General features: G+C 71.9%; 12 protein-coding genes. 4 read left to right on the forward strand and 8 right to left on the reverse strand.

Annotated elements, in window-relative coordinates:
- The 3 genes from FV242_RS29565 to FV242_RS29575 form a co-directional block, all read right to left on the reverse strand.
- On the reverse strand, positions 1-405 hold a 405-nt coding region (locus FV242_RS29565; RefSeq protein ID WP_147941413.1), incomplete at its 3' end, for a DUF937 domain-containing protein.
- 155 nt (positions 406-560) lie between these two features.
- Positions 561-1,985 carry an MATE family efflux transporter gene (locus tag FV242_RS29570; RefSeq protein WP_147941414.1) on the reverse strand — a complete coding sequence of 475 codons (1,425 nt, stop codon included), beginning with the start codon at positions 1,983-1,985 and terminating at the stop codon, positions 561-563.
- 8 nt (positions 1,986-1,993) lie between these two features.
- Complete coding sequence (locus FV242_RS29575) at positions 1,994-3,988, reverse strand: monovalent cation:proton antiporter-2 (CPA2) family protein (protein ID WP_147941415.1); 1,995 nt, start codon at positions 3,986-3,988, stop codon at positions 1,994-1,996.
- A gap of 203 nt (positions 3,989-4,191) precedes the next feature.
- Here FV242_RS29575 and FV242_RS29580 point away from each other — a divergent pair, with 203 nt between their 5' ends.
- Both FV242_RS29580 and FV242_RS36410 read left to right on the forward strand, forming a co-directional pair.
- On the forward strand, positions 4,192-4,437 hold the full coding sequence (locus tag FV242_RS29580; protein WP_147941416.1) for a type II toxin-antitoxin system ParD family antitoxin: 246 nt from the start codon (positions 4,192-4,194) through the stop codon (positions 4,435-4,437).
- A gap of 71 nt (positions 4,438-4,508) precedes the next feature.
- The gene (locus FV242_RS36410; RefSeq protein ID WP_246692948.1) at positions 4,509-4,727 is read left to right on the forward strand and encodes a type II toxin-antitoxin system RelE/ParE family toxin; all 219 of its coding nucleotides are present in this window, start codon (positions 4,509-4,511) and stop codon (positions 4,725-4,727) included.
- Between the two features lie 173 nt (positions 4,728-4,900).
- On the opposite strand, the gene FV242_RS29590 is transcribed toward FV242_RS36410, so the two are convergent.
- Positions 4,901-6,508 carry a formyl transferase gene (locus FV242_RS29590; RefSeq protein WP_147941417.1) on the reverse strand — a complete coding sequence of 536 codons (1,608 nt, stop codon included), beginning with the start codon at positions 6,506-6,508 and terminating at the stop codon, positions 4,901-4,903.
- A gap of 335 nt (positions 6,509-6,843) precedes the next feature.
- Here FV242_RS29590 and FV242_RS29595 point away from each other — a divergent pair, with 335 nt between their 5' ends.
- Positions 6,844-7,143: a hypothetical protein gene (locus tag FV242_RS29595; protein WP_147899151.1), complete on the forward strand. Its 300-nt coding sequence runs from the start codon at positions 6,844-6,846 to the stop codon at positions 7,141-7,143.
- A 339-nt stretch (positions 7,144-7,482) separates the two neighbouring features.
- On the opposite strand, the gene FV242_RS29600 is transcribed toward FV242_RS29595, so the two are convergent.
- Positions 7,483-7,974, reverse strand: a complete 492-nt coding sequence (locus tag FV242_RS29600) for an RT0821/Lpp0805 family surface protein (RefSeq protein WP_246692151.1) — start codon at positions 7,972-7,974, stop codon at positions 7,483-7,485.
- 93 nt (positions 7,975-8,067) lie between these two features.
- On the opposite strand from FV242_RS29600, the gene pdxH reads away from it, so the two are divergent.
- The gene (gene pdxH, locus FV242_RS29605; protein WP_147941418.1) at positions 8,068-8,709 is read left to right on the forward strand and encodes a pyridoxamine 5'-phosphate oxidase; all 642 of its coding nucleotides are present in this window, start codon (positions 8,068-8,070) and stop codon (positions 8,707-8,709) included.
- Positions 8,710-8,925: 216 nt separating this feature from the next.
- Here the strand turns inward: pdxH and FV242_RS29610 are convergent, their stop codons facing one another.
- From FV242_RS29610 to FV242_RS29620, 3 genes are all read right to left on the reverse strand, one after another.
- On the reverse strand, positions 8,926-9,615 hold the full coding sequence (locus FV242_RS29610) for a 50S ribosomal protein L25/general stress protein Ctc (protein ID WP_147908443.1): 690 nt from the start codon (positions 9,613-9,615) through the stop codon (positions 8,926-8,928).
- Positions 9,616-10,197: 582 nt separating this feature from the next.
- Entirely contained in the window at positions 10,198-11,091 is an 894-nt protein-coding gene (locus FV242_RS29615) for an ABC transporter permease (RefSeq protein WP_147856256.1), read from the reverse strand.
- Between the two features lie 15 nt (positions 11,092-11,106).
- Positions 11,107-12,039: an ABC transporter permease gene (locus FV242_RS29620; protein WP_147941419.1), complete on the reverse strand. Its 933-nt coding sequence runs from the start codon at positions 12,037-12,039 to the stop codon at positions 11,107-11,109.
- Positions 12,040-12,113 lie beyond the last annotated feature (74 nt).

Below are 12,113 nucleotides of genomic sequence, written 5' to 3' on the forward strand. Positions count from 1 at the left end.
GGCCTGCGCGGGCTCGGCCTGCGGCGGGTTGAGCATGACGTGGACGATGCTCGTCACCACGGCGCCGGCCATCATCGGCAGCATCTGGCGCAGCACCTGGGCGCCGACGCCGCTGGTGGCGGAGGCTTGGCGCAGCACCGCCTGCATCAGCGGGGCCGAGCCGAACATCTGGGTGAGGGCTTCGAGGCCCTGGGGCGCGGCGGCGCGGGCGGCTTCGGGCATCCCGAACATCCGGGCGAAGCTGCTCGGGTCGAGGCCGGCGCCGCGCTGGAGCCCGAGGGTCAGGGCCGGCATCAAGGCCTCGAAGGCGCGGGCGGTCTGCTCGGGGCTCAGGCCGAATTGCTGGGCCATCGCCTGGATCCCGGCCTCGCCCTGGGCCTGGAACATCTCGAGCGGGTTGAACATGACGCCTCGTCCCCGTCCCGGTCGAACCGGCCGAGACGGGGCATGGTGACCGGTTGCGCGGCGAAATACCAGTTCCCGCGAGAGGAACTTGTGCTCAGATCGGCCCGCCCCGGACGATCGGGCGGTATTCCGCGCCGGACCGGGCGCCTCCGGGCTCAGCTCACCGGCCCGGGATGGGGGTGGCCGGCCGGCAGCGGCGGGGCGTTCTGCGCCGGCTGCGGCTGCGGCACGCGCCCGCCCCGCGCCTCCAGCCGGTCGACGGTGCGGCGGGCGAGCAGGATGCCGAGGATGCCGAAGACCAGCGAGCCGAGGCCCATCCCGGCGACCACCCCGCGCGGGCCGTAGAGCGCGGCGCCGAGCATCGCGGGCGGCACGGTGCCCAGCGTCGCCCGGCCCCAGTTCAGCAGGGTCGAGCGGACCGGGAAGCCGAGGTTGTTGAACGCGGCGTTGCCGAGGAACAGCAGCCCGTTGAAGAACCAGATCGCCCCGCCGGCGAGGCAGAAGAAGCCGAACAGGTCGCGCGCCACGCCCTGCAGCCCGAACAGGGACGCCAGGGGCTCGCGGGCGAGCGCCAGCAGCAGCCAGACCACGGCCACGTAGACCAGCGTCACCCGGACCGCCTCGCGCAGCACCCCGCGCATCCGGTCGAACCGGCCCGCGCCCCAGTTCTGCGCCAGGATCGGGCCGATCGCCCCCGACAGGGCGAACAGGCCCCCGAAGGCCACCGGGGTCAGCCGGTCGATCACGGCGGCGGCCGCCACCGCGTCTGCCCCGTAGCCGGCAAAGAGCCGGGCCAGGAAGGCGCTCGCCACCGAGGGCGCGAGGTTGGTCAGCACCGCCGGCCCGGCGACCGCCGCCAGCACGGGCGCATCGGCGACCATGTCGGCCACCCGCGGCAGGCCGAGCAGATGGTGCCGCATGACCCCGCGCAGGCCCACCGCCACGAAGGTCGCCCGCGCCACGCAGACCGTGATCGCCGCGCCCTCGACGCCGAGGCCGGCGCCGAAGATCAGCAGCGGATCGAGCGCCGCGGTGACGATGGCGCCCGCCAGCGTCACCAGCATGGCCTGCCGGGCCGCGCCGACCGCCCGGAGCAGGCCGGTGAACAGCATGCCGGCGGCGAGCAGCAGGTTCGACGGGAGCGTGATGGCCAGGAACAGCCCCGCCACCCGCAGCGCCTCGCCGCGCGCGCCGATCAGGCTCAGCAGCGGGTCCGACAGGGCGAAGATCAGCGCCGCGATGACGGCCGCGGCCAGGCTCCCCAACCCCAGCGCCGAGCTCGACAGGCGCCGTGCCGCCGCCCGGTCGCCCGCGCCCACCGCCTTGCCCACCAGCGCGCCGGCGGCGATCATCAGGCCGATATTCACCGCGGTGGCAAAGAACTGCACGATCGCCGCGAAGCCGATCGCCGCGGTGAGGTTCGGGGCGCCGAGCTTCGAGACGTAGAACAGCGACAGCAGGTCGACCACGAAGATCGCCATCAGCCCCACGGAGCCGGTGGCGGCCATCACGACCACGTGCCGGAGGATCGAGCCGCTGACGAACCGGCCCGCCGGGGCCGGGGGCAGGCCGTCAGGCATCGGGACGCTCATGCATCCCGGGCGCTGCCTTCCGATTCCAGCTCGGATTCCGGCTCGCCCTCGGCCTCACCCTCGCCGTCGGCTCCGGGCGCGTCGGGCTCCTGCGGGGCGAGGGCGGGCTTGTCCAGGACCCGCTCGGCCGCCTCGCGCCGGTCGTTGCCGATCAGGTCGCGGGTCTCGGTGCTCAAGGCGCGCGCCGGGCGGACCGGCTCGGTCAGCGGCTCGGGCTTCAGCCCCGCGGCGGCGCCGCGCATCCAGCCGGCGCCGTCCGGCAGGGCGCCCGCCTGCTGCAGCACCAGGCGGGCGATGTCGCGCTTGCGCACGTCCTCGGCCCGGGCCGCGGCCACGTCCGGGGACAGGCCGAGCCCCTCCAGTGCCGCCCGCCCGAACGCGAGGGCGGATTCCGCGGTCTCGCGGATCTGGAAGTCGACGTCCCGGTTCATCAGCTCGACGGCGTGCAGGCGGTCGTAGGCCCGCACGAAGGTGCGCACGCTGGCGAATTCCTCGTGCACGATGTCGACGATCTTGAGCGCCCCGGCGCGGTCGTCGACGCAGATGCAGACCAGCTCGACCCGGCCGATCCCGGCGGCGCGCAGCACGTCGAGCCGTGTGCCGTCGCCGTAATAGATCCGGAAGCCGAAGCGCGAGGCCGCGCGCAGCTGCTCCACGTCCTTGTCGATCACGGTGACCGGGATGCCCTCGGCGAGCAGCACCTGGGTCAGCACCTGCCCGAACCGGCCGAAGCCGATCACCAGGACCCGGGCCTCGCCGCTCTCGGCCAGCTCCGCGGAGGGCGCCGACACGTCGGGCTGCCCGCGGGCGGTGCGCCGCTCGATCAGCTTGTCGAGTCCCTTGGCGGCGATCGGCCCGATCAGCATGGTGAGCGCGGCCAGCGCCACCGCGAAGCGCGTCGCCGTCGGGCCGGTGAGCCCGAGATCCTCCGCCTGCGGCAGCAGCACGAACGCGAACTCGCCCGCCGGCGCCAGCACGGCCGCACCGCGCAGCGCCCCGAGCGTGTCCGAGCCGAACAGCCGGAACAGGCCGGCGACCAGCGCGACCTTGACCAGGATCGCCCCCAGCGTCGCCCCGAACAGGGCCGGCCAGACCTCCCGCACCAGGCTGCCGTCGATCGACATGCCGACGCTCATGAAGAACAGGCCGAGCAGCATGCCGCGGAACGGCTCGATCTCCGCCTCGAGCTGGTGGCGGAAGTTCGATTCGGCGAGCAGGATGCCGGCCAGGAACGCGCCCATCGCCATCGACAGGCCGACCTGCTCCATCAGCAGCGCCGTGCCGAGCACCACCAGCAGCGCCGCCGCGGTCAGCACCTCGCGGGCGCCGCTGGCCGCCAGCAGCCGGAAGAACGGGTTCAGGCCGTAGCGGCCGACCAGCACCACCGCCAGGATCGCCGCCACCGCCTTGCCGGTGGACATCGCCGCCGCCCCGAGCCAGGGACCGCCGGCCCCGCCGCCGGCCGTGGCCAGCAGCGGCATCAGCGCCAGGATGCCGACCACCGAGAGGTCCTGGAACAGCAGCACCGCGAAGGCGCGGCCGCCATAGGCGCTGCCGAGGTCGCCCCGCTCCTCCAGGAGCTGCAGCGCCACCGCGGTGGCCGACAGGGCCAGCGCGATGCCGATCACCGTGGCCGCCCCGAGGCTGAGCCCGGCGGCCAGCCCGACGCCGCCGAGCACCAGCGCGCAGGCCACGAGCTGCGCCGCGCCGAGGCCGAAGATGTCCCGCCGCATCGAGACCAGCTGCGACAGGTGCAGCTCCAGCCCGACGATGAACAGCAGCAGCACCACGCCGATCTCGGCGACGCTCGCCGCGGTTTCGGGCTCGGCGATCAGCGACAGGCCGGACGGGCCGATCAGCACGCCGGCCACAAGGTAGCCGAGCACCGCGCTCTGGCCGATCAGCCGGAACACCGGCACGCCGATCACCGCGGCCGCCAGGAAGGTCAGGACCGGCGGCAGGAAACTCGCATGTTCGACGGGACTCGCCATGCAGGTCTTCTCGGCGGATGGCTTCGGGTTCGTGGGCGCAGGCCCGGCTTAGCGTGCGCGGCGCCGCGATGCGAGATGCGCGGGGGTGCCAATCGGCACAAGCGGGCTTTTCGGTCGGCGGGGATGCGGGCTCATGAGGGGCCGTCCGGTACCCTGCGCGTCCGATACCAAAATATGGTATCCTCTGGTATCAGGGGGCTGCCATGGCGAAGAACACATCCGTCTCGCTCGGGGACCATTTTGCCGGGTTCATCGATCGTCAGGTCACCGACGGGCGCTACGGATCGGCCAGTGAGGTCGTTCGCGCGGGTCTGCGCCTGCTCGAAGAGCATGAGATGAAGGTCACCGCGATTCGAGCAGCCCTTGTCGCCGGGGAACGGTCCGGTCCCGCGGAGGAACTGGACAGTCCCGCGTTCCTGCAGGCGATGCCGGCCGTGTATGGCCGCTAGCCCCGGCGCCCGGTTCACCCCCCCCTTGCACGTGCCGACCGGGAAGAGATCTGGCGCTACGCGTTCGGGCTGTGGTCACCGGACCAGGCCGATCGCTACCATCGGGGGATCGTGGACGTGGCCGGCGAACTTGCCACCGGCGCAAAGGTCGGCTGCACCGTCGAGATCCACGCCGGCTATCTCGATACGCGGTCGGATCGCATGTCATAGTCTACCGGCAGACAGGTGCCGGGATCGATGTCATCCGCATCCTGCATCGGCGCATGGATGTGCCGTCCGGCCTATCCTGACGCGGCTTGATCGCGACCAGCTGAGATTTTCGACCTTCGTCAGTCGAGGGCGCGCACGGCGTTCAGTCGCTGTGTTCAAGAGCGTCATCGCGGGCCAGCGCGTGGCTCTACTGGAAGCGTTGCTCGGGTCCGGAAGCGCGCGGTCGATCCGGGCGCTGGCGACGTGGCCCTGATCACCCCAGCAGCCGCGCCCTGGCCCGGCGCGAGCCGTCGATGAACTCGAAGCCGCCGGCCGCGCTCAGCATGTGCAGGCGCGAGCCGGGCCAGGCCGCCCCGGGGCCGAGGCGCGTCTCCACGCGCTGCTCGTAGCCGTCCCCGTCGAGGCGCAGGATCCGGGCGAGGCCGAGCGCCGCGCCGTAGCCCTGGCGGCAATCCTGCACCGGCCGGATCAGGGCGCCGTCGCGGGCCACGATCGGCCCCGCCGCCCGGGCCGAGCCGACATCGATCAGCACGGGGTTGCGCGGGTGCGGCGTCCAGGGGCCGCGGAAATGCGGCGCGTGCCAGAGGTGGAGGGTGTCGGAATAGCTGCCCCCGCCCGCCCGGACCGTGGCGAACATCCACCAGCGCCCCTCGTGGCGCAGCAGCGTGGCGTCGCCCGCCACCACGTGGTCGACCAGCACCGCCTCGTGCACCCAGCCCCCCGGGAAGGCGGTCGCCCGATAGAGGTCGATCGTGCCCGAGGCGTGGGATTCCGGGATCATCCAGACCGCCCCGTCCGCCTCGAACACGAACGGGTAGGACAGGTGGGTGTCGAGCTCCAGAACCGGCTCCGGACGGCCGCGCGGCCCGGACGCATCGAAGCTCAGGGCCGAGATCACGCCCTTGCCGCGGCGATAGTCGAATTCCTCGACGAACAGGGTGACCGACCCGCCATGCGCGATCGCGAACGGGTCGGCGTAGAAGCGCCGCCCGTCGTCGGGCAGGTCGGTCCAGCCGCCCTCGGGGTGGCGGCGCAGATCGATCAGGTCCGGGCCGACGACGCGGCGCCATCCGACCCGCCATTGCGGGCGGTGGAAGCAGAGCGCGTAGAGCCGGCGGGCGACCTGCCGGGCCAGGCCGCCGGCGGCGCGCCGGCTGACGCCGAGGCCGTCGAGGTCGAAGCGCGACGCCGGTTGCAGCGCCGCCCCGGACCCGTCCGGCAGGTGCGTCGAGGCGGCCCCGTCCAGGGCAGCGGCGATCAGCGTGATGGTCCGGGCGAGGTAATCCTCGAACGCGGCCAGCATCACCGTGTGGGATTCCGCGCCGAGGCGCCCGACCGCCACCGGGGCACCGTCCGGACCGCGCAGGGCCGCCACCGGCGCGTTGCCGGCGAACAGGGCGGCGAGCAGCCCGGCCTCGCCCGGCATCCCGTCGAAATCGAGCCGCCAGACCGGGGGGCCGGTGACGGCGGGATCGTCCGGCGCGCCCGACAGGTCGAGGACGAGGTCGGAGTCCTCCGCCGGGGCGTCCGCCCCGTAGGCGGCCAGCGCCACCGGCTCGGCCGGCGTGGCCAGGCCCGGCCGGGGCAGGCCGTGGATCGCCGCCTCCAGGCGGAACAGCAACTCGGCATTGGGCGGCAGCCCGTGCTCGCCCGCGACCCAGGCGACCCGGACGCGCCGGCCAAGACCCTGTCCGAGCTGGTCGAGGAGGCGGATGTGCCAGCCGCGCAGGGTCCGGCGGTCGAGCCGCACGGCGATCCGCAGCAGGACCGGGCGCGGGGCGGCCGCCCGGTGCTCCGGCCAGACCGGCCCGCGGCCGACCCCGGGGGCCGGCCCGTCGGCGCCTCCGATCGCCCGCTCCATCAAGCGCACCCGTGCGGCGTGTCGAATCCCGTAGCGACGCTCACCGCGAATCCAGTTCCCGAACAAGCGCGAAGACAGCCGACGATACGGTTGTCGCACGCACGAATGCTATCGCTCCGTAGCACGATCAAACAAGTCTCGTCGCAGGTTCTCCGCGCTAAGCGGTTAATCCGCGCGGAGTCTGTTGATGAACGCGGGAGCCTGCCTCGACCGCATCGCGATAACCCACCGTTACGCAGCCGTGATACCATGCCGCGCGGTGATCCCCGGGGCCGTTCGGGAACTCGCGGATCGGCTGAACGGTTCGCCCGTTGGATGTGATGCGGAGACACGACATGACGCGCAAGACGCTGACGATGCCGCTGGCGGCGGCTCTGCTCATCGGCCTCCCGAGCGCGGCCTTCGCCTGGGGCGGCGGTGGTGGTGGCGGTGGCGACAGCGGCAGCGGCCTCTCGCCCTATGCGGCGCTGAGCGGCAACGACCGCTCCGCCGGGGTCAACAACGGCAATTACCGCGACCCCGCCCTGGACCCGTATATCCGCGCCTACGATCCGGAGGCCGCCGCCCGCGCCGCCACCCCGCCGGCCGCCCAGCCGCGCCTGCGCATGCGGCCGTATTACGGCTACCCGTACTGAGGACGGGTTCGGCCCACGGGCCGATCGAGCCGTTTTCGGCGATCGTACGGGTCCGTAGCGCCTCCCCAGGCCGCGACGGGCCCATTATCCGATGGGGTAGTCCTGCGCCCGTGCAGGAGAGGGGCTTCGCAGACCCTGGACGAAGCGCGGGTTCTCTTCTCCCCGCGCACCGAGCGAGGGGATGCGTATTGGCGCCCGCTCGCTGAAAGCGTCGCTCACAGCGCTACGGACGCTCCGAACGCGACGCGGGATCGTCAAAACCCGCGCGGGACATGCGGGATCGACGCTGCCGGTTGCACGGCCCCGCTCCCGTCTGACGTCAGGAGCGACGCGCGCGCATCAGGATCGCTCCGATGCGGCGGACCGGACCCGCTTGAGCGTCCAATGGCCGCCGGACGGCTTGCAGCCGGTGCCGCGCACGAAGCGGCTGCGGCCCGGGCCGATGACCGAGGCCAGGAAGTTGCGGCAGATCAGGTCGTCGGCCACGTAAGGCAGACCGGTCGGGTTGACCGCGCCGTGCAGCCCGGTCTCCGGGTTGTCCCACTTCACCGGCCGGCCGTTACCCTGCGGATCGAGGGCGACCGACAGCGCCGCCCGGGCGCGCCGCCAATCCTCCTCGCCGAGATCGCTGCCGAAGCTCGCGGGCCGTTTCTCGATGCTGCCGGTGACCACGGGCTCCTCGGCTACGGGCGGGTTCGCCGCAGCGGGCTCGCCGCGGAACACCAGCAGCGGCTGGCTGCAGCTGCACAGGAGCATCGCCAGCGAAACGGCCGTCATCGCCACAGGGGCGCGCAACCGTCGGCTTGGCTCTTTACACGCGCATCGCCGCATTACACCTGACTCACGACGGGCTATCCGCTCGACCGAACATGCCGATGTCGGTGGCCCCCTCAGGCCCTGGACGCGGCAGGCAGGAGTCTTGCCGTGGATCAGTTAAGGACCGATGACCCGAGCGCCGGCGCGGTTGCCCCGACCTCGGACTTTACCCTCAGCGACGACCCCGTCGCGCTGTTCGACGCCTGGATGCGCGAGGCCCAGGCCGCCGAGCCGGAGGATCCGAACGCCATGGCGCTGGCCACCGTGGGGTCGGACGGGCTTCCCGACGTGCGCATGGTGCTGCTGAAGGGCTTCGATGCGCACGGTTTCGTGTTCTACACCAACCTCCAATCCGCCAAGGGCGAGGAGCTGGCGCAGAACCCGCAGGCCGCCCTGGTCCTGCACTGGAAGAGCCTGCGCCGACAGGTCCGCGCCCGGGGGCCGGTCTCGCCGGTGACGCCGGAGGAGGCCGATGCCTATTTCGAGAGCCGCCGCCGGGAGAGCCGTCTCGGCGCCATCGCCAGCCGGCAATCGCGCCCGCTCGTCGACCGCGCCACGCTGATGGCCGAGGTGCAGGATCTCGCCGCCCGCTACGAGGACGGCCCGATCCCCCGGCCCGAGCACTGGACCGGCTTCCGCATCGCCCCGGTGTCGCTCGAGTTCTGGCAGAACGGCGATTACCGCCTGCACGACCGAGTCCGCTTCACCCGGACCGGCGACGGCTGGAGCCGGGCGCGGCTGTATCCGTAGAAAAAGTCCCGGTTTCAAAAGGTCGAGACCTTTTGCGGGTCCAGGGCAGAGCCCTGGCATCTCGAGGGCTCCGCCCCCGAACCCCGCCAAAGGGCCGAGCCCTTTGGGAACCTATGGACTTGGCGTGTGCTTCAACTTGGCGGTGTGCTTCCCCGGAAACGAAGAGAGCCCCGGCGGGGACCGGGGCTCTCGACGCGACGCGGGATGCGACGAGGCTCAGGCCTCCTCGCCGTCCTTCTTCTCTTCGTCCTCGGCAGCGGCCTCTTCGGCCTTCTCCTCGGCGGCCTCGGCCGACTGCGCCTCGGCGATCGCGGCCTCCTCGGCCTCGACCTCGGCGCCCAGCACGGTCGGCGGCACGATGTTGGCGACCGGATCGGTCGGCTCGCCGGTATGCGTGCCGGCCGGGATCTTGACGTCGGAGACGTGGATCACGTCGCCGATCTGGCGGCCGGTCAGGTCGACCTCGATCGCGTCCGGGATCTGGTCGGGGGCGACCTCGAGGGTCAGGGTGTGGGCGACGATGTTGAGGGTGCCGCCGAGCTTCTTGATGCCGGGGGCCGCGTCCTCGTTGACGAAGTGCACCGGCACCTCGACGGTCACGGTCTGACCGGAGACGACGCGCAGGAAGTCGACGTGCAGCGGGACGCCGGAGACCGGGTCGAGCTGGAAGTCGCGCGGGATCGCCCGGACGGTCTTGCCGCCGGCCTTGATCTCGAACAGCGTGGTCTTGAACCCGCCGGCATAGATAAGGGTCCGCGCGCGGACGAGGTCGATGGCGATGGATTGCGGCGGCTGGCCGCCTCCGTACACGACGGCGGGAACTTGACCCTGGCGACGAACGGCCCGGGCGGCCCCCTTGCCGACCCGGTCGCGTGCCACGGCCTCAAGCGTCTTGACTGCGCTCATGGCGTGATCCTTCAAATGATGGCTGGACCCGGAAAACGAAAAAGCCGCCCGACGCGGACGGCTGTGACCTTCCCGGTGCGCCCCTGCCTCCAAGGGTGTCGGAGGGCGCGCGGTGCGCATACACGGATGGGGGCGGATTGGCAATGTTCGGTGCGCTGTCGCTCGCACCTTGGCAGCATCGCGGGTCGACATGCCCGAGGCCGATTGGCGGCCCGGCCGGCGATTCCTGCCGTTGAAGTCTTCGCCGCGTTGCGCGCCCACTACGCCGAGCGGATGAACGCTGCCAAGCTTGACGCGTGATGGTCGCCGATGCCGGCTCCACGAAAACTGACTCGCAGAGCGTTGCCATGCGGGCGTCGCCCCTTGTCCCGAGCGCATGCGGCGTCAGCAGAATGGGACCCAGCACAGGACGACGCGAGGCGTCCCTTCGCGGCAACGCCGCGTCTCGATGGTGCCGCTTGCGCGGCGCACGGCCTGCGAGGTCCCGGATCGCCGTCCACTGACGTTCCAGGCGTCCGGGCCAGGCGTCCGGGAAAGGGCCGCGCTTCAACCGGCAACAGACCGCCCGTCCAACCGACCCCCTTACGGCCGCAGCCCTGCGAGCGCCCGCCGGGCCCGGCGCCGCTGCAGCCACACGGTCAAACCGAGCGCGGTGCCGATCACCAGGGCGGAGAACGCCGTCGTGGTGGTGCCGAGCGCGTAGATCTCCGGGGTCGTCACCGTGGTGGTCAGGCCCTGAAGCTCCAGCGGCAGGGTGTTGCGGCCGCCGATCGCCTGGCTGGTGCGCGCGAGTTCGTCGAACGACAGGGTGAAGCCGAACAGGGCGACGCCGACCAGGGCCGGGGCCAGGATCGGCACCACCACGTGCCGCAGGGTCTGCGCCCCGGTGGCGCCGAGGTCGCGGGCGGCCTCCTCGTAGGCGGGGCTGAACCGGTTGAACACCGCGAACATGATCAGCAGCCCGAAGGGCAGCGTCCAGGTCAGGTGCGCCCCGAGTGCCGACGTGAAGAGGCCCATGAACGTGCCGTGGTCCTGCAGGAATCCCCAGCCCGTGGCCTCGGCCAGCGCCTTGACCGCGTCGTCCAGCAGCCGGAACTCCAGACCGATCCCGAGGGAGACCACGATCGAGGGCACGATCAGGCTCGACACCGCCAGGGCGAAGACCAGGCCGGCGCCGGCGAACCCCTTGCGGAAGGCGAGGCCGGCGTAGAACGCGAGGGTGACGGTGAGCGCCATCACCACCAGCCCGAGCATCAGCGAGCGCCGCAGCGCCGCCCAGATGTCGACGACGCCGACCCCCTCCCACAGCTTGGCGAACCAGTGGGTCGAGACCCCGTTCATCGGGAAGGTCAGGCCGCCGGACGGGCCCTGGAAGCTCAGGGTGAGGATCGTCAGGGTCGGCCCGTACAGGAACAGAACGTAGAGGCAGAAAATCCCGGCGAGCCCGTAGAAGGCGAAGCCGCGCGGCCGGTCCATCCTACAGCTCCATCCTCAGAGTTCCCTGCGCAGGTCGATCATCCGGGTGAGCCCGAGGATCATCAGCAGCACGGCGGCGAGCAGCACCACCGCGTTGGCGGCGGCGGCCGGGAACTGCAGGTAGGCCATCTGCACCTGGATCACCTTGCCGACGCTGGCGATCTGCTGGCCGCCCATCATGCCGACCGTGACGAAGTCGCCCATCACGAGCGTGACCACGAAGATCGACCCGATGGCGATGCCGGGCTTGGTCAGCGGCAGCACCACGTTCCACAGGGTCTGGAACCCGGACGCGCCGCAATCCCGCGCCGCCTCGATCAGCGACCGGTCGATCCGGGCCAGGCTGTTGAAGATCGGCACGATCATGAACACCGTGTCGAGGTGCACGAAGGCCAGCACCACCGCGAAGTCGGAATAGAGCAGGCCCTCGATCGGCGCCCTGATCAGCCCGAGGCTGCGAAGCGTGTCGTTGACCAGGCCGTTGCGCCCGAGCAGCGGGATCCACGAGATCATGCGGATCACGTTCGAGGTCCAGAACGGGATCGTGCAGAGCAGGAACAGGCCCATCCGCACCGTGTCCGAGCGGACGTGGAAGGCCAGGAAGTAGGCGATGGAGAAGCCCAGCGGCAGGGTGATCGCCAGCGTCAGGGCGACGAATTTCAGCGTCGAGAGATAGGTCCGGATCGTGGTGCAGAGGTCGGCCGACAGGCAGCCGTCGAACAGGTCGGCGTAGTTCTGCAGGGTCAGCGCCGGGGTGATCGCGTACTCGTTGTACTCCCAGAACGACACCACGGCGGTGAGCAGCAGCGGCACCACCAGGAAGACCAGGAACACCAGGGCCAGCGGCGCCGCCTGGAGGTAGGCGAGGCTGCGGCGCCGGGCCCGGGGGGCGGCGGCGGTCGGGGCGGCGACGGTTTCGGCGGGGCGGGGGAGGGTGAGGTCGTTCACCGGACGGCCTCCGACCCGCGCGCCTCTCCCTCCCCCCTCCGCGGGGGAGGGTACCCTGCGCAGCAGGGGGGGAG

The sequence above is a fragment of the Methylobacterium sp. WL64 genome, assembly GCF_008039945.1.
Classification (GTDB): Bacteria; Pseudomonadota; Alphaproteobacteria; order Rhizobiales; family Beijerinckiaceae; genus Methylobacterium.

What these genes read in the sequence shown, in the direction of transcription:
- FV242_RS29570 (WP_147941414.1), bottom strand. Translation starts at nt 1,985, where the DNA reads ATGCCTGACGGCCTGCCCCCGGCCCCGGCGGGCCGGTTCGTCAGCGGC.
- FV242_RS29575 (WP_147941415.1), bottom strand. Translation starts at nt 3,988, where the DNA reads ATGGCGAGTCCCGTCGAACATGCGAGTTTCCTGCCGCCGGTCCTGACC.
- FV242_RS29580 (WP_147941416.1), top strand. Translation starts at nt 4,192, where the DNA reads ATGGCGAAGAACACATCCGTCTCGCTCGGGGACCATTTTGCCGGGTTC.
- FV242_RS29590 (WP_147941417.1), bottom strand. Translation starts at nt 6,508, where the DNA reads ATGGAGCGGGCGATCGGAGGCGCCGACGGGCCGGCCCCCGGGGTCGGC.
- FV242_RS29595 (WP_147899151.1), top strand. Translation starts at nt 6,844, where the DNA reads ATGACGCGCAAGACGCTGACGATGCCGCTGGCGGCGGCTCTGCTCATC.
- FV242_RS29600 (WP_246692151.1), bottom strand. Translation starts at nt 7,974, where the DNA reads ATGCGGCGATGCGCGTGTAAAGAGCCAAGCCGACGGTTGCGCGCCCCT.
- FV242_RS29610 (WP_147908443.1), bottom strand. Translation starts at nt 9,615, where the DNA reads ATGAGCGCAGTCAAGACGCTTGAGGCCGTGGCACGCGACCGGGTCGGC.
- FV242_RS29615 (WP_147856256.1), bottom strand. Translation starts at nt 11,091, where the DNA reads ATGGACCGGCCGCGCGGCTTCGCCTTCTACGGGCTCGCCGGGATTTTC.